The 21685-nt window shown below is 37.3% G+C and carries 18 protein-coding genes and 1 pseudogene; 11 read left to right on the top strand and 8 right to left on the bottom strand.

Annotation, left to right across the window (positions count from 1 at the left end; all coding sequences use genetic code 11):
• Nucleotides 1-81 precede the first annotated feature (81 nt).
• From IPI99_04425 to IPI99_04415, 3 genes and pseudogenes are all read left to right on the top strand, one after another.
• Nucleotides 82-1028 (top strand): annotated as a pseudogene (locus tag IPI99_04425) (DsbA family protein).
• A 97-nt stretch (nucleotides 1029-1125) separates the two neighbouring features.
• Complete coding sequence (locus tag IPI99_04420; protein MBK7339759.1) at nucleotides 1126-2427, top strand: deoxyribodipyrimidine photo-lyase; 1302 nt, start codon at nucleotides 1126-1128, stop codon at nucleotides 2425-2427.
• A complete protein-coding gene (locus IPI99_04415) occupies nucleotides 2417-3322 on the top strand; it encodes a TIGR01777 family protein (GenBank protein MBK7339758.1) in 906 nt (301 codons plus the stop codon). Before IPI99_04420 ends, IPI99_04415 begins: the two co-directional genes overlap by 11 nt.
• A gap of 53 nt (nucleotides 3323-3375) precedes the next feature.
• Here IPI99_04415 and IPI99_04410 read toward each other — a convergent pair whose 3' ends face one another.
• Nucleotides 3376-4095 carry a hypothetical protein gene (locus IPI99_04410; protein ID MBK7339757.1) on the bottom strand — a complete coding sequence of 240 codons (720 nt, stop codon included), beginning with the start codon at nucleotides 4093-4095 and terminating at the stop codon, nucleotides 3376-3378.
• Nucleotides 4096-4265: 170 nt separating this feature from the next.
• Between IPI99_04410 and IPI99_04405 the strand changes: the two genes are divergently transcribed.
• Complete coding sequence (locus IPI99_04405) at nucleotides 4266-4541, top strand: hypothetical protein (protein ID MBK7339756.1); 276 nt, start codon at nucleotides 4266-4268, stop codon at nucleotides 4539-4541.
• A 374-nt stretch (nucleotides 4542-4915) separates the two neighbouring features.
• Nucleotides 4916-6307, top strand: a complete 1392-nt coding sequence (locus IPI99_04400; GenBank protein MBK7339755.1) for a hypothetical protein — start codon at nucleotides 4916-4918, stop codon at nucleotides 6305-6307.
• A gap of 112 nt (nucleotides 6308-6419) precedes the next feature.
• On the opposite strand, the gene IPI99_04395 is transcribed toward IPI99_04400, so the two are convergent.
• From IPI99_04395 to IPI99_04365, 7 genes are all read right to left on the bottom strand, one after another.
• Nucleotides 6420-6860: a VOC family protein gene (locus IPI99_04395; GenBank protein ID MBK7339754.1), complete on the bottom strand. Its 441-nt coding sequence runs from the start codon at nucleotides 6858-6860 to the stop codon at nucleotides 6420-6422.
• A 49-nt stretch (nucleotides 6861-6909) separates the two neighbouring features.
• Nucleotides 6910-7656: a sulfite exporter TauE/SafE family protein gene (locus IPI99_04390; protein ID MBK7339753.1), complete on the bottom strand. Its 747-nt coding sequence runs from the start codon at nucleotides 7654-7656 to the stop codon at nucleotides 6910-6912.
• A gap of 1 nt (nucleotide 7657) precedes the next feature.
• Complete coding sequence (locus tag IPI99_04385) at nucleotides 7658-8026, bottom strand: hypothetical protein (GenBank protein MBK7339752.1); 369 nt, start codon at nucleotides 8024-8026, stop codon at nucleotides 7658-7660.
• A 14-nt stretch (nucleotides 8027-8040) separates the two neighbouring features.
• Entirely contained in the window at nucleotides 8041-10395 is a 2355-nt protein-coding gene (locus IPI99_04380; GenBank protein MBK7339751.1) for a hypothetical protein, read from the bottom strand.
• Between the two features lie 47 nt (nucleotides 10396-10442).
• The gene (locus IPI99_04375; GenBank protein MBK7339750.1) at nucleotides 10443-11024 is read right to left on the bottom strand and encodes a nicotinate-nucleotide adenylyltransferase; all 582 of its coding nucleotides are present in this window, start codon (nucleotides 11022-11024) and stop codon (nucleotides 10443-10445) included.
• Nucleotides 11024-12130: a DNA polymerase III subunit beta gene (dnaN, locus tag IPI99_04370; protein ID MBK7339749.1), complete on the bottom strand. Its 1107-nt coding sequence runs from the start codon at nucleotides 12128-12130 to the stop codon at nucleotides 11024-11026. The genes IPI99_04375 and dnaN overlap by 1 nt, the downstream gene beginning before the upstream one ends.
• A 214-nt stretch (nucleotides 12131-12344) precedes the next feature.
• Nucleotides 12345-13376: a hypothetical protein gene (locus IPI99_04365; protein ID MBK7339748.1), complete on the bottom strand. Its 1032-nt coding sequence runs from the start codon at nucleotides 13374-13376 to the stop codon at nucleotides 12345-12347.
• A gap of 230 nt (nucleotides 13377-13606) precedes the next feature.
• On the opposite strand from IPI99_04365, the gene IPI99_04360 reads away from it, so the two are divergent.
• The 6 genes from IPI99_04360 to IPI99_04335 all read left to right on the top strand — a co-directional run bounded on the left by IPI99_04360 (nucleotide 13607) and on the right by IPI99_04335 (nucleotide 21578).
• Nucleotides 13607-14437, top strand: coding sequence for a hypothetical protein (locus IPI99_04360; protein ID MBK7339747.1), 831 nt, complete (start codon nucleotides 13607-13609; stop codon nucleotides 14435-14437).
• A 77-nt stretch (nucleotides 14438-14514) separates the two neighbouring features.
• On the top strand, nucleotides 14515-15969 hold the full coding sequence (locus tag IPI99_04355; protein MBK7339746.1) for a hypothetical protein: 1455 nt from the start codon (nucleotides 14515-14517) through the stop codon (nucleotides 15967-15969).
• Nucleotides 15970-15976: 7 nt separating this feature from the next.
• Nucleotides 15977-17206, top strand: a complete 1230-nt coding sequence (locus tag IPI99_04350; GenBank protein ID MBK7339745.1) for a PQQ-binding-like beta-propeller repeat protein — start codon at nucleotides 15977-15979, stop codon at nucleotides 17204-17206.
• A gap of 258 nt (nucleotides 17207-17464) precedes the next feature.
• Nucleotides 17465-18688, top strand: a complete 1224-nt coding sequence (locus IPI99_04345; protein ID MBK7339744.1) for a PQQ-binding-like beta-propeller repeat protein — start codon at nucleotides 17465-17467, stop codon at nucleotides 18686-18688.
• 223 nt (nucleotides 18689-18911) lie between these two features.
• Nucleotides 18912-20132, top strand: a complete 1221-nt coding sequence (locus IPI99_04340) for a PQQ-binding-like beta-propeller repeat protein (GenBank protein ID MBK7339743.1) — start codon at nucleotides 18912-18914, stop codon at nucleotides 20130-20132.
• A gap of 222 nt (nucleotides 20133-20354) precedes the next feature.
• A complete protein-coding gene (locus IPI99_04335) occupies nucleotides 20355-21578 on the top strand; it encodes a PQQ-binding-like beta-propeller repeat protein (GenBank protein MBK7339742.1) in 1224 nt (407 codons plus the stop codon).
• Nucleotides 21579-21685 lie beyond the last annotated feature (107 nt).

The raw sequence follows: 21685 nt of genomic DNA, 5'->3' as shown, positions 1-21685 counted from the left end.
TGAATCATGAGATTCATAAGCATCATTACGCTATGCTTTGTTGTCAGTACAATAATCGGGTGTGGAAATCTAAGTAAGAATATGAATACAAGTAGCGAAAATAATCCTCTGTTCTGTACACCGCAAGATGGTGTATGCTTGATTGCCACTTCAAAAGAAACAAAACATGAAGCTGGACTCGATTCTGAGCATTCAAATTCAAGCAAAAAATCAAACTCATTTATTTTACAGATCCAATTTGTTCGTCATGTTGGGCAATTGAACCGCAACTAAAAAAACTCAAGCTAGAATTTGGGGAACATATAATATTTGATTATCACATGGGAGGTTTGTTACCCTCTTGGGACATATACAACAGCGGTGGAATTAGTAAGCCCTCAGATGTCGCGAGCCATTGGGACGAAGTAAGCTCCTATTATCAAATGCCAATTGTGGGTGACGTTTGGCTTCAAGACCCATTATCCTCTTCATATCCTCCTTCTATAGCATTTAAGGCAGCACAGCTGCAAGACGAAAAAAAGGCGGCAATTTTCTTAAGAATACTTAGAGAAAAAGTATTCGTCGAGAAAAAAAATATTACCAAAGAATCTGAAATCAAGGAAGCAGCGGATCAAAGTGGATTGATTGCCGTAAAAATTCTGGAAGATATGAAAGTTGTGGCGTTGGAAAATTTCCAAAAAGATTTGCAACTCGCTGCAAAAATGGGCGTACGAGGATTTCCAACAATATATATTTTAGGAGAAAATGGTCAAATGGAATTGATTTATGGTTCGCATCCATATAACACGTATGTACAGGCAATTCAAAAAAGTTTTCCCGAGATTCGAAGGAATGAAGTCACGTTGAATGATTTTGAAGTACTTGGTAATTATGACAGCTATACCCAAAAGGAATGCGCTGAAATACTCGGAATTAGTTTTGAAAAAGCCAAATTCATATTAGATGAATGGTTGAAAAAAAATCCAATTAGCGAACGAATTGACACACGAAATGGAAGTCTTTGGAGATTACAAAGAAGAACAAATTAATTTAGATTTAATTTCACTCGCATTTATATTTTAATCATGCTCTAGTCATGATACTATTTAAAAGAAATAAACATAATTTATATTGAAATTCTGAACTGTGAAAGAAATTGCCATATTTTGGTTTAGACGTGATTTGAGACTAGAAGATAATGCAGGATTATTCTCTGCATTGAAAGGCAACTATCCGGTATTACCTGTATTTATTTTTGATCCAAATATTTTAAATCATTTAACTGATAAATCGGATGCGCGTGTAAGTTTTATTCATCAACGGTTGGAGAATATCAATCAGCAACTAAAGCCTTTTAAAAGTTCAATTTTTACCATTTTCAAGGAACCTAAGAGTGCATTTGAAGAATTATTATCAATGTTTGCTGTGCGAGAAGTTTTTACAAACAGGGATTATGAGCCATATGCTTTAAAAAGAGACGAAGTCATTAGAAAATTTCTCCATGAACGCAACGTAAAATTTCACACATTTAAGGATCAGGTAATTTTCGAGAAACTTGAAATTTGCAAAAAGGACGGCAGCCCATATACTGTATTTACTCCGTATTCAACAGCATGGAAGTATTTGTTCTCACAGCACGCGTTAAATGTGTATCCGAGTGAAGAATTATTGGACAACTTTTACATGAATAAAGAGCTGAAGTTCTTGGCTTTGAAGGAACTGGGTTTTGAAAATTCCATGATCAAAGTTCCAGCGTGCAATTTAGAAGAACATACAATCAGAAATTACCATCTTAATCGCAACTATCCGTCCGTTCATGGAACCAGTAACCTCAGTGTTCAATTGCGCTTTGGCACAGTAAGCATAAGAAGATTAGTGAAAATGGCCAATTCTATGAATGAACAATGGTTAAATGAGCTTATTTGGAGAGAATTTTTCATGATGATTTTATTCTGTTTTCCAAATTGTGTTGAAGAAAGCTTTAAGCCAAAATATCGAAATATTGAATGGATAAATAATGAAGCACATTTTAAAGCTTGGTGCGAGGGAAAGACAGGCTATCCGTTGGTAGATGCAGGGATGCGGGAATTGAATTCCACAGGATTGATGCATAATAGAGTAAGGATGGTAACTGCGAGTTTTTTGACTAAACATTTATGGATTGATTGGAGATGGGGTGAGGCATATTTTGCTGAGAAATTATTGGATTTTGATCTTTCAGCCAACAATGGAAATTGGCAGTGGGCTGCAGGATGTGGTTGTGATGCTGCGCCCTATTTTAGAATTTTCAATCCGACCGAGCAGGCACGTAAATTTGATCCTGAACAAATCTATATTAATAAGTGGTTGGGTGAAGACATAGATACTATAATCCTTCCGATTGTTGACCATGCCTTCGCCAGAGATCGTGCAATTAGGCTTTATAAAAAGTATTTAAATGAGGAGTGAACTACCATCAGTATTGTTAGTTGGAGGAAGTGGTAATTTAGGAAGAAAACTCACAAAACTTCTTGCCGAGAAAAATTATAAAGTGAGATGGTTGACCCGAAAATTAAATTCCAAAATAAATATCAAGCAATTTGAGTGGGATTTTGAAAAAGCTTTCATTGATACAGCATGTTTCGAAAACACTGATATTTTGATCAATTTGGCAGGGGCCTCTATTCGAGACAAGAGGTGGACGAAGCACTATAAGAATGAAATTTACAATAGCCGTGTTAGAGCAACAAGGTTTTTGAGAGAGGTTATAGAATGTAACAAATACAGGATCCGGACTTTCATCCAAGGTTCTGCTGTAGGATATTATGGAAACCAAACAACGAGTGACATGATGGCAGAAGACCATTTTCCAGGGAAAGATTTTTTAGCTAAAACGTGCGAGGAATGGGAGCTGGAAGCTAAGAAGTTTTCGGAATTGGGCTGTCGAGTGTGCATTATGAGAACCGGAGTTGTGTTCTCTCCTGGTAACGAAGCATACGATACAATGTTGAAATTGGCTGCTTTTAAGATAGGCAGTACGTTAGGTGATGGACGCCAATATTTTCCTTGGATTCATCTGGAGGATTGGTGTCGAATGGTTATTTTTTTAATTGAAGATCAATTATTGCGTGGGGCATTTAATGCTGTTGCACCTCATCAAATTAAACAAGCCGAATTAAATACATTTTTTCATAAGAAAACCGGCAAAAAGCAAATGATCCATTCCACACCAGCATGGTTCACTAAATTGTTGTTTGGTGAAATGGCGGAAAATTTGTTGAATGGAAGTTCTATTTCCGCACAAAAAATTTTAAACGCAGGTTTTAAATACAAGTACCCGGATTTAAATTCAATGCTTAAATAGATCAAATTTGCTCAAGCACAAATTTGAATCAAATAAAAACAGCTTTATTTGTTTTAAAAATAAATACCAAGTTTGTATCCAAAAGTTAAGAAAAGGCCGGATTTTTTCGTTGCCTCGGAAGTGGTATATGTTCCAGTGGTATATTCGTATCTAGTACTGGAGGTTTGTTTTATTCCACCACCAACATACCATTCATTTACAAAACGATCCCAAATCACAGTTTTGCCGAATGTAACACGGAGCAAATCAATTCTACTCTCTGATTTAGAACTGGAACCTAAACTTGCATCTTCCAGAGGATCGTGACCAAAGGAGGAATACCTTGCGCCTAATCCTACAAACCACCCTTCTGGAGAATCGTAAGCGTCTGTGTAATACTTCAGTTGAAAAGAAGCGTATGGCCCAAACTTGGGATTACCATCATCATCGGAAGAGAAGTCGTCGCTCTCCCAGAAAGATAATACACCCAGAGCTTTTGCCGGATAACTTGCGCCGAGACCTAGCTCTATACCAAGTCGATTATTTAAAACCCTCTCATAGGAAAAGATAATATTGGCAGCTGCAATCTGAAGTAGATCCAATTTAATCATATTCATTTCCTGGTAGTTCTTAGTGCTTTTTTTAGCTTTTTTATTAGAGGAGTTGTCGGTATCAAAAACATTTATTGATTCATTTTCTTTTTTTGAATCAGTGGGAGGATTGTCATTTTGGCTAAAAATAAAAGTTGTATTAAACGTAAAAAATAATAATAAAATTTTAAAATATTGGTTCATGTTAAATTATTTGATGTAATTAGAAGCTTTAATGATGAAAAAAGTGGCATTGTAATTGATGTAAACTCTGAGTTCTAAATAGAGAGCCACAAATATATACAATAATACTATAATATATTGCATTATATTTTTAGCAAAATGGAATATCACATCAATAAAATAAAATTAACATGTTAGTAAAAGTGAAATTTATTTATTTATTTCTGATTTTCAGCTTGGAATTGTATGAAATGCGAGCACAAAACGCAGGAGTAAAAGTTGCAATCAGTAAAAGTGAAGAACATGAATTGGAAGGCGGCAGTGGATTCTCAAGCGGTAGCACGGATCTTTTAGGCTTCGGAGCGGATTCATTTTCTAATTGTATCTACTTAGGTCAAAATTCTAATAAAATAGGTTTTGTTCCTACCATGAAGAAATTGAATCAATACTCAAAAAGCGTACCTTGAAGAGCCGCTACGTGCGCCCCCCCGGCCACCCGAAAGGGGGGGGCCTTTCCCCGAAACCAAAAAAGAATTCGGGGGCCCCCCCCCGGCCCAGCACACCCCCCCGGGGAACTCAAGCAAAAGGTACGCAAGACCCAACCCCCCCCCCCCCCCCCCTCCACCCCTTCCCAAACCAACCCCCGCCCCCCCCACACCAAACCAAACGAGAAGGGGCGGGATGCCTCAGGACGGGGGGAAAAAAAAACTAAAAACCGCCCCCCCCCCCCCCCACCCCCAAAAAAAAAAACCCAGGGGGGATGGGCACAAAAAAAAAACCTCTTTGCGAGGGGAATTTTTCCCCTCCCTTTGCCCCAAGAGTTACTTCTAATTATTATGTATTGAAATCCGTACCTATAAAAGGATCAAAATATAATTCTTTGGCGATGGACATTTACAACAGTAACCTAAAGCTTCAAAAAACAAAAAATCTTGATTTGCCATCAGAGAAGAATTCTGTATTGAATCTGGAGGATCTGTATCAAATAAAAAACAAACCCATTGTCTTTTATTCTCAATTTGATAATACATCAGATAATCGAACATTATACTATCAACAGTTGGATGAAAGTTTGCAAAAATCCAAAGTTGAAAAATTATTGAATTTCAATACACCGAATAAGGAAAAAGGTGGCTTTGAAACATTTTTCTCCACGGATTCCAGCAAGATAATGGTTGTTGTGTATGAACCACAAAAACAACAAGAAAACTTTAGAATAAAGTGCTTTGTATACCAGAGCAATATGACGAAATTGAAAGATTACAGCATTGACTTTGGCGTAGAAAATAGAGATGTAAAAGATTACAATATAGGCGTATCCAATAAAGGATATCCGTTGATATTTATGACCTCAGTTCGAGACGAAAAGAATCCTGACTATGGAAAATGGAAGGAGGAATTGTTGGTATTTGTAGAAACAAATTCTCCGTTAAAGTTCAACCTGGATATGAAAGAAAAAGCTATTTCATTTTTAAGGAAAACATACGAATCAGGAGATGACCTATCTTTTGTAGGTACAATTCAGAATGCTAAAAAGGATGATGCAGGGACGCTAGGCACATGCTTTATTAAGATTAACCTGAAAGAAAAGAAGGCCTCACAGACAAGCATTAACTATTTTAATAGTGAAGTGCTTTCATTTTTTAAATTAGACGAAAAAGATATAAAAGCAGGGAGAGGTGTCGATTATTTTGTGCCATTATTTACCGGTAGAACTGCCAATAACTCTTCCGTCATAGTTCTGGGATCCTATTACACAGAAAGAACAAATGGTGCTATAACCGGTTATTATGAATTGTCAAAAATCGCGGTTACATACCAAGAAAATGGACAACAAAAGTACCAAAAAGTGATCCCGAACTCAGTTTATGCAGATAAGCATATAGGACGGATCAATCATGTTTTTATCTATGGTAATAATGTCTGTGTAATGTATAATACAAGCGCAAAAAATCTGGAACCCGAATATCGTTCAAAAGTAAAGACTCAAAATCGTGTCATGCCCCTAATCAACAACACTTATACCATTGCGCCAATTGGAAAATCAAAGGGTTTAATTTGCCTCACTCATATCGATGAAACTGGCAAACTAAGTAATATTCCCTTGACAAGTTACAAAGAAGATCGTATGATACTGGCACCAAGTCGAGTATATTGCGATGGAAATAACTTTGTATTTGCAGTCGTTGGAAAAGCAGGATTCAGGGTAATTAAAGGAGTATTTTCAAAGTAAAATAGAGAAGAGCAAGGTCATTAATTTAAAAGGCTTTGCTCTTTTATTTCATATATCAGAAAAAGCATAATATAATTTTATAGGAGAATTATATTGAGATTGAACTTATCTTTTATGCAGATTCAACACAATTGAACATCCATTGCACACCAAACTGGTCGACACAACTGCCATAATATGCTCCCCAAAACATTTCCTGTAATTCGTGTTCTACTTTACCGCCGGCGGAAAGTGCATTGAATAATCTTAATGTTTCCGATCTGGTATCAGGCTCCAGATTGATGTATACGTTGTTTCCCATTTTAAGATGAAAGCCAAGACTTGTTGGAGCATCTGTGCCCATCAGGCAATGGCCACCGGTGATTTCCAAACCAACATGCATGACTAGATCTTTAACATCTTCAGGCATCTCAGGGGAATTCTCTGAAGCCGGAAGGCCCCGAAATCTATTGATGCCACCGTCGAGGAACTCTCCACCAAAAACGCTTTTATAAAATTCAAAAGCTTTTTCTGTTTGATTTTCGAAATTGAGATAAGTACTTGTACGCGCCATAAATTTATTTTAAAAATTAAACGATTGTTATACACAATTATTTGGAGGATCAAATTACTCCAAATATGAGTAATATTCCAAAAATTATCAGGCCTATCGTGACACTGGTATGAAGAATTTGAATATTCATTTTTTTAAGTAAAGTATTACCAAGAATAGCTCCTGCAATAGCTCCCATCAAAGCAACACCTAATGACTGGTAGTGGATATGGGTAGATGCAGTGGAAATTTGTTTGCTGTAAACCGTTAATCTGGTAAGGTCAACACAGCAAGCTATTGCAACGCCCGTAGCTATCCAGGTATTTTTGTCCAAATTAAATTTACTAAGAAAAGCTGAACGAAGAGCACCTTGATGTCCACTCAACCCTCCAAAAAATCCACTCACCAATCCACCGGCAAAATACCATCGGGAATCAATCTGCCACTTGCGAAAACTAGTCCACCATTCAATGAATGCGAAGACAATGAGTAAGAGCCCAATGAGTCGTTTCAAAGCTGATTGTGCGCCAACATCCTGCAAATTGAAACTAGTCAACAGGAGACTCCCAACAACGGCTCCCAGTACAGAAGGAATACCAAAACTTTTGAGTATTGAGAGGTCTATATGTTTTTTTGTCAACAATAGTTTGAATAAATTATTCAGGAAGTGAACTATAGCGGTCATCGCAATGGCTATAGGTGCATCAAAAAAAATCAGGAAAACAGGCAGCAAAATTGTTCCAAGTCCAAAACCGCAGAAAAATGTCAGCAAGGATCCGGCAAAAGCCACAAGTAAAACCACGAGTAGATTGAACATATTAACTGAGCTTTCGGATGATCATATACGCTAGAAGTTTCAGAATAAGCAGAGCGATAATAATCCCTATCATGATTCTGTATTTGTTGTTTTTCTCTTCCGTTTTCCGTTTGACATTGAGAGGTGTTTGGGATTCTTTATCCAGTTCAAACGAATATTCATAGCTCTCATTAATCTTTTTTATTTTGAAGATCAACAATTCTTCTTCCATAAAAAAACTGAACTGATAATCATCTTTAATTGCAAAATTGATATGCATGATGGAGTTGTCTAAATAACACACCAAATGCCCGCTTTCCTCACCGTGGTAAATACCGAAGTTATGTTCCGTTCCAAAATAATCAGTAAAACTCCAGGATTGTTGACCCATCAGGTGATGGGAATTTATTGATTAAAAATTATTTTTGTCATCAGGGCATAGCTTTTGTCCAAATTTTGAGTCGTGTTTGCCCAGACCAGATAAACGCCTGTAGCAGATCTATGGCCTAAATAATCATTGCCATTCCAATTGAATTGACCGCCTGTGGCTAAACTCTCATAAACAAGTCTGCCACTGATATCCGTTATCTTTACCCTGGCATCTCTTGACAATCCATTGATTGCAATGATGCCGGAATAATTTGAAGGAACCGGATTCGGAAATACTAGAGCCTGTCCGAATGAATTATCCAAGGCACTTGTCGCATCAGATCTAAACACCTGTAAACCTCTGTCCGTAGCAATCCAAGCCTCTCCTGTCTTTCCATCAATCGCAACATCTATTATCGTATTGTCAAGCAAAGGACTGTTGGAAGCATTAAAAATGTGAATTTCTTCATCTGTAGATGGTGAGAGAACATACAATCCATTTGTAGTGCCAAACCACTTGCGATTTCCTCCATCAAAAGCAATGGAGCTAATTACTTCAGATTCCAGGAGATAATAAGGGATACCATCTTGGACATATTTTTTGCGGGTTCCTCGACACTTTCCATCAAAAATTGAGCTACTACATTCAAAAACAATTGGGCCTTGAGCCGTTCCAACCCATACGTCTCCTTCGAGATCAACTTCTACGGTATTCACACGGTTGTTTTGAATTTCCGAATTACTGCTGTTGACCAGGATTGCTCGATCATCCGTAGGGTCATCCGGATTTTTTTCATCAAAAACAATCACACCGATTGCGTCTTTTGGTACGATCCATTTATATCCATTGTGATCCACCTTGACTTCAAACAATAGATTTGTCATGCCTTTGAGATCAAATGCCTGCGAGCTGCCATCCTTTTTGAAACAGACTAAAGGGTGTGGAGAAAGAAACAATGAAACCCAGAGATTCTCTGCTTTATCAAAGCTGAGGCCGGTGATTCTAAGTCGTGAAGGATCCGCCGGAGGAACTTCCAAAGCAGAGTTTGACGAATTGTATATCTTATATTTCTGACTAATTTTATCATATTCTATCAATCCTTGTTGATTGCTTGCAAAAAATAACTTTGTTTTGTCAGGACTTTCAACGATTCGCACCACATCCAATAGCTTGATTGAATCCAAAAAGGGTACAGAGTATTGATTGATTGCATCCCAACTGCGATCTTTAAATTTCAGGAGACCTTCAGAATAATATTGGTAAGTACCAATTTCATTGAAACCTCCTGAGGCAACATACACGGCGTCGCTAGCAGGAAGTATTTCGAAGGAGCGATTGGTTAATGGTCCGTTGACCAAAATCACATTGCATTGATCTGTTGCGGATTTCATATATCGGAATCCCCAGCGTTCATCCGACAACCAGTACCAGCCATTATTTGACTTGATAGCACGAATGTTTTTCTGAGTGCATTCATTTGCAATCTGGGACCAAACTCCACTTGGATTCAATATTTTGATCGAATGGTCACAGTTTTGAGAGCTGCATCCCAATCCCACCAACATTTCTTCAGGGTAGGCATCCAGATATTGAATTTTGAAACCGTTGAATTCTTCCTTCAACTCGAAGCGATGCATATTATTCATAAAATACAGATCCGGACCTGATGACACATATAAGTTTCCATTGAACACTTCAATTTGGTCTATGGATTGTCCGACCGCCAATCCAATTGATGCCTCAGACAAATTTTGCCAGCTACCAAAATCCTGAACTAAGGCGTTGGCTTTTTCATCATATACATAAAGCCCCTCTGTGGTTGCAGCAAAAAGTTTATTGTCAAATTTCACCGTTTTGATGAAATGGTTAGATTCGACAAAGACTGAATATTCAAATCTGCCAGTTACGACATTGAGCCTACTCAAACCGTAATCACCATTAATGAAAACGTGCTCATTCCCTGCATCAGATATAGAATTTATATTCTTGTTGATAGGGATATTATTAAAATTAGCCAAATCCGTCACTGTAAATATTCCTTCGCCGTTTATGAGATCAATTATCCCTGTGGTGTAAGCGACGATCAATGTTTTTGACTCCTTGTGATAGTAAATGGTTTTTATCAGGCTTTCGCTTAAGCCGTTGTGTTTATTGATTTTTTCATAGCTCAAATCAGATTTATTGATTTTAAGTAGAGAAAACTCAGTCGCATAATACACAAATTCATCACTTTGACAGACAAGTGATCCCGTGTTGAAAGGCAGATGAGTGTCCCATTGACCGATGGCCAGAGTTTGTTGTGCGCTTAGAGAGGATAGGGACATCACCAATAGTAAAAGCAAGGCGCTTAGGCGTGCGATGTTCGAAAGTGGAGTGGGAATGTTTTGCATCCTATAGGAACGAATTGAAGTGATTGATTATTCTGTTCTGCTTATATTTAGCTTTTGAGGTAAAGTTTTTTTGTGAGGAGTTCCTCAAGAGCTTTTTCAGGGACCATAAACTGCACAGATTTGCCGGCTTTGAGCGTATTTCGTATAAAAGTTGATGAAATATCCAGCAATGGAGCATCTACAAAGCGGATGGCATGATGAGAAGCCAGGTCGGTACTGCTGTCATAGCCGGGACGGCGGTAAACATAAATTGTGTACTTGTTGAGAATTTGATCGTAGTTTTTCCACTTAGGCAAGCTGATTAAATTGTCTCCACCCATGATTAAACTGAAATTATCATTCGGGTATTTTTCTTCAAGATGAGCTAAAGTGTCTATTGTAAAACTTGGTCTTGGAAGCTTGAACTCAATATCGGAGACCCATATTTTCGGATGGTCTTCTACAGCAAGACGGACCATCTGAAGTCTGTCCTGATCGTGCGCCAGAGTGGATTTTTCTTTTAGGGGATTGTGGGGACTGACCACCAGCCATATTTTATCAAGACTCGTTTCGTTCAGCAGATGTTGCGCGATGATGAGATGCCCTACATGGATTGGATTGAAAGATCCAAAAAAAAGCCCAATGTTCATTAATAATTGGTGACAACAAGCATCAGGATATTTTCACCAGGATCTTGTTCGGTTGGAACTAAAATGGCAGGTTTATTAGAGTCAGAAAGTTCAAACTCAACTTCTTCCTGTGCGATCGCAGAAAGCATTTCGATGAGAAACTTGGCATTCAATCCCAAATTCATTGGTTCTCCCTGAAATTCACATACCAGTTGTTCCGTCCCCTCATTATTTAGATCAAAGTCGTTAGCAGAAATAGTCAGACTTTTGTCTTGGATGTTGAGTACCACTTGATTCGTTGTTTTATTGGCAAAAACAGCCAATCTCCTCAATGCTGAGAGCAATTCAAGACGATTGACTTTCATCTTGTTCGGATTGTCCACAGGTATGACGGCATTGTAATCCGGAAACTTGCCTTCTATCAACCGACAACTGAGCAAGATACCGGCAAATTCAAAGTAAGCCTTGGCTTTGTTATAATAGACGGTTACCTCGGCATCTTTAGTCAAAATTGATCTCAGGGCAAGGAGTGATTTTTTGGAAAGAATGAGGGAGGTCGCTACATTGCTTTGGATATCCAGGAGGGAATACTTAACTAGTTTGTGGGCATCTGTTGCCACAAATGTCACATGGTTGAAGTCAATATTCATGCACACACCGCGCATTGTCTGACGTATCTCGTCATTGCTGGTCGCATAGATGGTTTTGTCGATCGCATTGAGAAGGTTTGCTCCTTTGAGAATCAGCTTATCTTCGTTTCCCGGTCTTGAAATCTCAGGATAATTGCTTGCATTTTGCCCAACAAGCTTATATTTTCCGGCAGCACTCAGAATCGTTATCCCACAGCTATCAGGATCTATTTCGAAGTCCAGAGGTTGTTCAGGCATTGACTTCAGGGTATCCAGCAATGTTTTTCCGGGTACAGCAATGGCGCCACTAACACCATTGGACACAGTCATTTGGGAATGAGTAGTGACGTCAGCGGTAGAGGTGATGATTTCCAACTCATTGCCTTTAAGTTGGAATAGAAAATCCTCCAAAATTGGCATTACAGGATTGGAAGCCAATGAGACAGAGTTGATTTGCAGGTTACGGAGTAAGGCCTGGGAAGATACTGTGAACTTCATGATTTGTACGCTTAAAAAGAAAGGCAAACCTACGAAATATTTTCGATCCTGAAAATCCCTAAAAAATGGTGTTATACTATATGCGTTTTATGCATTGGGGCAAGGTACATACCCATTGGAATAAAATTGTTTCCAGCTAAAATCTTGGCACACGAGATTTGAATTTTCACAATTAATGAAATATTATTTTGAATATTGAGCGCATTAATTGTGTTCAATGAATATAAATATTGATCAAACTTGCCACCTCTTGTTTAAAAAGGACTAACTTTTGTTCGATTGGATAAAATAAATTTTTTCTATCTTTTTCTCCTTCTCCACTAATTTGAGTAGAATGACTTTTCACTTTTTCTAGCCACTGAGAAAAGTGTGAAGTCATCTTTTCACTCGAAGTTCTTAAAAAATTGGGATAATCTATGGCACTAAAAAAGTATTTGCCCTCATCAGACTTAATCAAAAACAATTCTATCGGATAAATATATTCATTAGAATATATTTTTATTTGAGAACGATGCATTTGTTTAGAGCTGCTGTAATTCTTTATAGCAGAGTCACACATATGTTTCAAATGTGTTACTAGTTCTTCGATATCACTAAGGATAGCATCAATATATGATTTTTTTGAAAACACTCCAAGTTGGATATAAAACTTTAATTGATCAAAAGTACAATCCAACATTCTGGGATTCCATATTTCAACTCCATCAAAGTTGTAATATATTTGAACACAACTATCTATTTCTTTTTTTAGCTCCGGATCAGAAATAAAAATAGAGGGATCAAAATTTTTTAAATAAGCGGAAATATTCCATGTGCTAAAGTTCCAGGCATATAGTTTAAATGCAAATAGATTAGAAAACGCCATCATATGAAAAATGGGAACTTCTCCGGCAAAATTGATATGCTCAAGGTTTTTCAACTGACTGAGAGAAAGTAGATGGTTTTTAAGGTTTTTAACGAAATCAATTGGGTGGTTTGGAGATTTACGCAATGCATCCATATAGACAGGCACTGGTCTTGCATTTCCAATTATTAGTTGGTCTAGTGAGATATCCAGTTTTTCTGCTAGTACTAACGCTTCATCCAAGCTAAATGGGATCTGGTAGCTCAGGCGTTTATAAGCCGAGCTTTTGCTGATATGTAACATATCTGACAGATAGTCAGCGAGATTTCCTGACCCTATTCTCAAATTTATTTCATGTAGGAGTCGATTTTGAAAACCATAGGTATTTGAATGAGATAACATATTATTTCAGGTATTCGAAGATACAATAAACAGCATACAATCCGCTAAAGTAGTTGATAATTCTCAATATGTGATAAAAAATGAATATTAGTTGTCAGAAATAGGAAAAATTGTATAAAGTCTAATTCAAAAATGTATGATAATGAGAAAATAAAATTAAATTTTTCATTTTAAGAATTTATCGGGCTGCAATTTTGAGTTTTATTAAATTTCAAAAACAATTCACATTTATGAAAAAGACTAATTTTTTAAGGTTGTGCTCGATCTTCTTGATCATGCTGTTCCTGACGATTATGCATTCAGGGTGTAAGAAGGATTTGCCCGGTCAGGGAGATTCAGGAGGTGGGATTAATCTGCAGGGGCAGGTGATTACGGATTTTCATCTGAGCTATGGGGCGAAGGAAATCAGTTATTGTAAGTATAAACTCCCGGTATCAACTGCACCGGACAAGTCATCCAAGTATCTCAATACGATACCCAAAGAACGAACTTACCATATGTCCTTCGACTTGAGTTCCGGGAATTTGAATATGGAAATAGATCAGATGAATTTCTCTTCACCAGTGGACTCCTGGAACCAAGGCAACAACAATATTAATAAACTGGTCAACGACGGAATCAATGTTACGGCATTTGATGCCGGCGGGCGCAAGATCTTTAGTCAAAGCGCGAGTTTAAGCAAGCCTAATCCACAAGAGATCATACAGTCTATGGCGGAAGTCATCGACAATCGACCTCTAGCACAGAAAATGCAAGACCTTTCACAAAAAGGAGCTTTAGTCAAGGAATTGACCAATGCGTATGCGGTGAGGACAGAATACAGCAACTCCAATTTTGGAATGAATACAATTTCAATTTACTCCAAAGATAATGGTCATCTGGTGTATTTTTGTCAATATGATGATGCAGACAATACTTTTTTGGTTCACAGAAGGATAGTAAAATATATCAACTCTCCATTCCCGACAGAAGTATATTCAGAAAATATGACGAGACTGCCCGATGGAGATATCGAAACAGCAGTCGATATTATAAGCTTCAACAACTTTGATATGCACTAATAGCTAAGTGCTAGTGCTATATCTTCAGGATAAGAGTAAAACAGATCCATTTTATCACATTTAAAAAAAATACAAAAATGAAAACCATAAAGTTAAAATTGATTATTGTCCTTATAGTGAGTGTTTTTCTAACTCCAGAGTCATATACTCAAGAGAGGAATGTCATGTGGGTTCATGGCTTGGGAGGCTCTAACAATAGTTTTCTGACGAACTCAGTGCATCACCAGAGCAAATATCTCATGAAAAGTATAAGAGGCGTATATGACAAAGGGGATGATGCCAAGGCATGCAGTGCCAAGATCAAAAACCAGTTTGAGTCCGGTTTTGGTAATGGGTCCAGCCAGCCCACAAATATCTGTATATCGCATAGTTTTGGGGGACTTGTGGCAAGGACCCTTGAAAAAGGGAATGCTGACAAAGGACAAACTCAGAACTTCGGAGGCCAAATCCTGGTGCATTCACCGCAAGGGGGTGCTCAGTTTGCAGCCAATTATCAAAACGGATTCTTTGATAAGAAATTTGCAGAAGTGTTTAACAAAATCACAAAACCATTTAAAGCGGACATTATTGATGAAGTTGAGATGCTCATAGCCACACCATTGCTGGTCATTGGGGGAACTTCCATAGATGTATTAACGTTTGATGATATTGCAAATATCTTGGCCGTTTTCTGGGGAATCAACAATCTTGAAGGTACTGAGGCATCGTGGTTGTTCAAAGCATATGCTGAGAATATTGACTTCAATGACAAACCGAAGATCACGGATCTGGTTCCCGATAGCGATTTGATGAACGAATTGAGGGATTTTGACAGCCCGGGACAATTGATCACCATATATGGTGCGGAGGAGAGGAATATCGTTCATCGGCTGGTATCGTCACTCAGTGTGAAGCCTGGATCGAACACTTTGGATATCGTATCAGATGAGAAAGATATATTTTCCCCGTTTGAGGGATTGTTTGAATTGAATTTTAACATAAACAGAGGCTTGGGGATAGCTGCAGATATATCTGGAGCGAATTTTGTCAGAAAGTTATTCACGAGTCACAACACCCCGTTTCACGAAAGAGCGAGATTATGGAGAGAGGGCAAGGACTATCTGAATGGAGGGTTGGAGACTGACTGGTTGATATTGATAGGAGCTGTAGGATATACAGTGCAAAAAGTGTCAATCACACAAATGACACCGGAATGTAAAAACAAACTGGATGGCCTTGAGATTCTCCTTGAAGACTTTCATAAAAACGGAGAATTCAAAAACCGAGATGATGTACAGAATGCCATTAACAATTTGATCCACAACTCTGGCTGTTATGAAAACGGTTCAACTGAGATAGAAATTCCGTATAATAAGCCAAACGACGGTGTAGTACTCACCGAATCCCAACAAGCCGCCGGTGGCATCCTCTTCGAAAACATCAACTGCAACCATTTCGAGGCGGTGAATACGAAGGTGTTGAGCGAAAATTTTATCAATATTTTTCAAGAAGGTGCAAGAGGAGCAGGATGGTATGTTACACCTTTAAGATAATTTACGTATGAAAAAAATAATTTCAATTATTTTTATTGGAGCGACCCTCCTTAGTTGCTCTTGCACTAAGGAGGATAACTCCATTTCAACTAAGACTGAAAATGGGGTAATTACAGAGAAGCCATATATTTGGTGGAATAAAGAGGAGGAACACGATCATTTTATAATCACGAATGGATTCATTTATAAAAATTCCTTTCTAGCAGAATCGCATATAAATAGTATTTCATATTTATCTTTACAAATTGGAAAAAATGGGAATATTCTTTGGAGATGGAATGATTATTTTAAATCGGAAGATCTATCTATACGAGATTATTATTTCAATAACGAGAATTTTATATTTCAACAAGGTCCTCGATCCTATTGTATAAACCTTGAAACCGGAGAAACAAAATGGAAAAAACAATGGAAAAACTCTATGCAAATAAAAGTAAGTGGAATTGACAATGAACTGATAGTACTAGAGTATTATTCAGATAATGGAAATTCATATCCTAGTATTAATATATTAAATGTAATTAATGGAAATATCATCGAAAGGATCATTCCAAAATTTGAAAATAAAGTTAATATAAATGTATTAGGAGAATTAGGAGATATACATTCAGTTTCTCCTTTTAAAAAAAATGGCAAAGTTTATTTGCTTATAACTTATAATGAAGCAATAAGTTATTCCAAGTCAATTCCCTTAATCAGTCTCTATAATTACACTGATAAAACTTGGGTGTATGAATATAAAAAAATAACTAATCTAGAGAAAGGAGGTTTAGGGTTTGTCGATATTCAAAATGATAGAATATATCACGATGGAGCAAGTCATGTATTCTGCAATGATCTTTGGACAGGAGATAGCATTTGGACTCAAGAGTTCAAGGGTAATTTTCTGTTTGGAAGTTGTACTTATGACCAAGGTACTCTCTACTGCGCAGCAGAAGGCGACGGTTATTACGCTTTAGATGCGGAGACCGGAGCGATCAAGTGGAAGGGAGAACGTGCGCCGGGCACAAGCAGTAGAATGGTGGTATTGAATGGAGTACTGTATTACATCAATGGAGGCGACGGACGACTATGGGCTCTGGATGCAGCTACAGGAAAGACATTATGGCGACTAAAAAGTCCCGACGGCTATAGCTTCAAGCGAGAGATCAATGTGATGCAGGGAGATGGCGAGAGAAAGGGATATGTCCTCACCAGCACATGGCATGGAGCTTGTGCGTATGAGGCGGAGCGGTAGTTTTATAGTCGATAGTTGAGAGTCGAAAGTTTTATAGTCGAAAGTTGATAGTCGATAGTCGAAAGTGGGGAGACAGGATACGTAAATATTCTTTACTAACGACTATCGACTAATGACTATCGACTATTTATTCGAAAACATCAACTGCAACCATTTCGAGGCGGTGAATACGAAGGTGTTGAGTAAGAACTTTACAGACATATTTCACCATGGCTTTAGGAATACAGAATGGTTTAAAACTCCTTTAAGATAAGTTATATGAAAAAAATAATTGCAATTATATTTATTGGACTCTTCCTTGGTTGTGGATGCAACAATGAAGAGGATCCTTCTCTTAAGTTGGAGAACGGTGTAATTACAGAAAAACCATTTATCTGGTGGAATAAAGAAGAAGAGCATGATCAATCTATAGAATCCGTAGGATTGATATATAACGGTAGTTTTATAGCTGAATCACATCAAGGTGGAAAATCTTTTATCGCTTTATTGGATGCAGAAACGGGTAAAATTAAATGGAAATGGAATGAATATTTGCGAGAAACAGATGGAGGTTTTTTAGATTATTTTTCATATCACAATTTGCTTAGTTTCCAAAGTGGCCCTCGTTCTTATTGCATCAATTTGGAAAATGGTAAGACTCAATGGAATAAAATTTGGGGGCAACCAATGTACGTAAGAGTCGGTGGAATCAAAAATCAATGTTTTATTCTTCAAGATTATCCAGATAATGGAGACCAATACCCTGGCTTTTATATTTTGGATTTACAAACAGGTAATATAAAAGAAAAAATAATCCCGAAATATTTAAATACAATAAATAGAAATGTATCAGGAGAACTAGGTAGGATTATAACTGCAAAATCCTTTAACCATAATAGTACAGATTATATAGTAATTACTTACTGCGAATCTATAAATGAAAAGAATTGCATACCATTGATAAGTTTGTTTAATTATACTGAAAATAAATGGGTATATGAATACAAGAAAATTACCAATCTAGAGTCCTATGCTTTGCCATGTGTAGATATTCAAAACAATAAAATATATCATGATGGAGCAAGTCATGTATTCTGCAATGATCTTTGGACAGGAGATAGCATTTGGACTCAAGAGTTCAAGGGTAATTTTCTGTTTGGAAGTTGTACTTATGATCAAGGCACTCTCTACTGCGCCGCCGAAGGCGACGGCTATTACGCTTTAGATGCGGAGACCGGAGCGATCAAGTGGAAGGGAGAACGTGCGCCGGGCACAAGCAGTAGAATGGTGGTATTGAATGGAGTACTGTATTACATCAATGGAGGCGACGGACGACTATGGGCTCTGGATGCAGCAACAGGCAAGACATTATGGCGACTAAAAAGTCCCGACGGCTATAGTTTCAAGCGAGAGATCAATGTGATGCAGGGAGATGGCGAGAGAAAGGGATATGTCCTCACGAGCACATGGCATGGAGCCTGTGCGTATGAGGCGGAACGGTAGTTTTATAGTCGATAGTCGAAAGTCGAAAGTGGGGAGGCAGGAGACATGAATATTCATTACTAACGACTAACGACTAACGACTAACGACTATTTATTCGAAAACATCAACTGCAACCATTTCGAGGCGGTGAATACGAAGGTGTTGAGTGAAAATTTTGTTGATATATTCCAAGATAAATTGGGAAATTCTGGTTTTTTTAAAACTGAATTAAGGTAATTCAATATGAAAAGAATTATTTCAATTATTTTTTTGAGTGCCATCCTCCTTGGGTGTTCGTGCACTAAGGAGGATAACTCCAATTCAACTAAGACTGAAAATGGGGTAATTATAGATAAGCCATATTTATGGTGGAACCAAGAGGAAGAGCATGATAATTTTATTATTACTACTCCATTTACATATAAAAGAAATTTTATTGCTGAAACACATGAAGGTGGCACTTCATATATGTCATTACAAAATGTTCTAGATGGTAGTATTCTATGGAAATGGTCAGGATATATTAATCCATATGATATTGACATAAGAACGATATATGCAACCAATAATAAATTGGTTTGGCAAAGTGGGCCACGTACTTATTGTATTAATTTAGATAATGGAAAATTGAATTGGACTGCTAAATATGAAAAACCTCAATTTTTCATAGAATCTGGAAATGAAAGTGAATGCTTTCTTATTCAAAATCATCCTTCTGACTCAGACATATTTCCTGGTATAGAAATATTAAATATCGATAATGGAAATAGAAATGAGAAAATTATTCCACCATTTAAGAATTATACAAATCAGAATGTAATAAATGAATATGGATCAATATATGGAGCACAAAGTTACTTCAGAAATAATGATGAAAATTTAATAATATCATATGCGGAACCAAACAACTATTATAATAGTAAGGGCTTTTTAGGCTTATTTAACAGAAAAAGTAAGCTTTGGAAATATACATTGTTATTAAATGATAAAAAAGTTGCAGGTGAATTAAAAATATACAATGAAAAAATTTACTTTGTAATAGGTGATGCAATTCAGTGCAGGAGTGTTTGGAGTGGAGATAGTGTTTGGCATAAAGATTTTAAAGGAAATTTTGTGTATGGCGGTTATATGATCGACCACGGCACGCTCTACTGTGCCGCCGAAGGCGATGGCTATTACGCTTTAGATGCGGAGACCGGAGCGATCAAGTGGAAGGGAGAACGTGCGCCGGGCACAAGCAGTAGAATGGTTGTATTGAATGGAGTACTGTATTACATCAATGGAGGCGACGGACGACTATGGGCTCTGGATGCAGCTACAGGAAAGACATTATGGCGACTAAAAAGTCCCGACGGCTATAGTTTCAAGCGAGAGATCAATGTGATGCAGGGAGATGGCGAGAGAAAGGGATATGTCCTCACCAGCACGTGGCATGGAGCCTGTGCGTATGAGGCGGAGAGGTAGTTTTATAGTCGATAGTCGATAGTCGAAAGTGGGGAGGCAGGAGACATGAATATTCATTACTAACGACTAACGACTAACGACTATCGACTATTTATTCGAAAACATCAACTGCAACCATTTCGAGGCGGTGAATACGAAGGTGATGAGTAGAAATTTTGAAAGTATTTTTAAAGATGGAGCAAATGGATCAGGATGGTTTAAAACTCAGTTAAGATAGAAAATATGAAAAAAATAATAGCAATTATTTTTATAGGAACCCTCCTTAGTTGCTCATGCACTAAGGAGGATGCTCCTTCTGTTAAAACAGAAAATGGTATAATAACTGAAAAGCCATATATCTGGTGGAACAAACAAGGATCTCATGACTTTGAAATGATTACAAATAACATTATTTTTAATAAAAACTTTTTGAGTTTAGTTTTAGAAAATAGTAAAACTTACTTTTGTTTGTATAAAATTTCAGACGGAGAAATTTCATGGAAATGGAATCCCAAAAATGACAATGATTATGGAGTAGATTTTCCATATTCATTTAATAATTATTTGTATTTGTTAAGTGGGAGTCCAAGGTCTTATTGCATTGATTTAAATTCAGGCAAGGAAATTTGGAGTAAAACATGGGATAAAGCAATTTTTTACAAAAGTTCAGGATATAAGAATGAAGTTTATGTTTTACAAGATTTTGCAGATACAGGAGATGAGTATCCAGGTTTTTATATTTTAGATTTGTATACTGGTAATATTAAAGACAAAATTATTCCAATGTATAAATTTAGAAATAAAAATGTATTGGATGAATTTGGAAGTATTAGAGGTGTAAATCGGATTGATTCGTTGGGTAAAATTTACTACATAATATCATATCAGGAGTCAATTAATGATAAATCATCTTATCCTTTAATAAGTCTTTATGACTACACTGATAAAAAATGGGTTTATGAATATAAGCCTTTGAGTACTGTTATTTTAGGTGGACAAGGCACTTTGTCTATATATAAAAATAAAGTTTATCATACTTTAGGGGATAATGTTATCTGTCATAATTTATGGACAGGAGATAGCATATGGACGACAAAACTAAAAGGAAACTTTCTTTTCGGAAGTTATATCATAAACAATGATATTCTGTATTGCGCCGCCGAAGGCGACGGCTATTACGCATTAGATGCAGAGACAGGAGCCGTCAAGTGGAAGGGAGAGCGCGCACCTGGTACTAGCAGTAGAATGGTGATATTGAATGGAGTACTTTATTATATAAATGGCGGTGATGGCAGACTTTGGGCACTTGATGCAGCTACAGGCAAAACCTTATGGCGACTCAAAAGTCCAGACAATAACTTTGGCTTCAAGCGAGAGATCAATGTGATGCAAGGAGATGGAGAGCGCAAAGGCTATGTATTGACAAGTACATGGCATGGGGCTTGTGCTTATGAGGCGGAACGGTAGTTTTATAGTCGATAGTCGAAAGTCGAAAGTGGGGAGGCAGGAGACATGAATATTCATTACTAACGACTAACGACTAATGACTATCGACTATTTATTCGAAAACATCA

The organism is Saprospiraceae bacterium (assembly GCA_016710235.1).
GTDB lineage: Bacteria > Bacteroidota > Bacteroidia > Chitinophagales > Saprospiraceae > Vicinibacter.
This window is presented reverse-complemented; position numbering and strand designations above follow the sequence as displayed.

Coding starts and splice junctions, on each gene's coding strand:
- IPI99_04415 (MBK7339758.1), top strand. CDS start 2,417: ATGAGGAGTGAACTACCATCAGTATTGTTAGTTGGAGGAAGTGGTAAT.
- IPI99_04410 (MBK7339757.1), bottom strand. CDS start 4,095: ATGAACCAATATTTTAAAATTTTATTATTATTTTTTACGTTTAATACA.
- IPI99_04405 (MBK7339756.1), top strand. CDS start 4,266: ATGTTAGTAAAAGTGAAATTTATTTATTTATTTCTGATTTTCAGCTTG.
- IPI99_04395 (MBK7339754.1), bottom strand. CDS start 6,860: ATGGCGCGTACAAGTACTTATCTCAATTTCGAAAATCAAACAGAAAAA.
- IPI99_04390 (MBK7339753.1), bottom strand. CDS start 7,656: ATGTTCAATCTACTCGTGGTTTTACTTGTGGCTTTTGCCGGATCCTTG.
- IPI99_04385 (MBK7339752.1), bottom strand. CDS start 8,026: ATGGGTCAACAATCCTGGAGTTTTACTGATTATTTTGGAACGGAACAT.
- IPI99_04380 (MBK7339751.1), bottom strand. CDS start 10,395: ATGCAAAACATTCCCACTCCACTTTCGAACATCGCACGCCTAAGCGCC.
- IPI99_04375 (MBK7339750.1), bottom strand. CDS start 11,024: ATGAACATTGGGCTTTTTTTTGGATCTTTCAATCCAATCCATGTAGGG.
- dnaN (MBK7339749.1), bottom strand. CDS start 12,130: ATGAAGTTCACAGTATCTTCCCAGGCCTTACTCCGTAACCTGCAAATC.
- IPI99_04365 (MBK7339748.1), bottom strand. CDS start 13,376: ATGTTATCTCATTCAAATACCTATGGTTTTCAAAATCGACTCCTACAT.
- IPI99_04360 (MBK7339747.1), top strand. CDS start 13,607: ATGAAAAAGACTAATTTTTTAAGGTTGTGCTCGATCTTCTTGATCATG.
- IPI99_04355 (MBK7339746.1), top strand. CDS start 14,515: ATGAAAACCATAAAGTTAAAATTGATTATTGTCCTTATAGTGAGTGTT.
- IPI99_04350 (MBK7339745.1), top strand. CDS start 15,977: ATGAAAAAAATAATTTCAATTATTTTTATTGGAGCGACCCTCCTTAGT.
- IPI99_04345 (MBK7339744.1), top strand. CDS start 17,465: ATGAAAAAAATAATTGCAATTATATTTATTGGACTCTTCCTTGGTTGT.
- IPI99_04340 (MBK7339743.1), top strand. CDS start 18,912: ATGAAAAGAATTATTTCAATTATTTTTTTGAGTGCCATCCTCCTTGGG.
- IPI99_04335 (MBK7339742.1), top strand. CDS start 20,355: ATGAAAAAAATAATAGCAATTATTTTTATAGGAACCCTCCTTAGTTGC.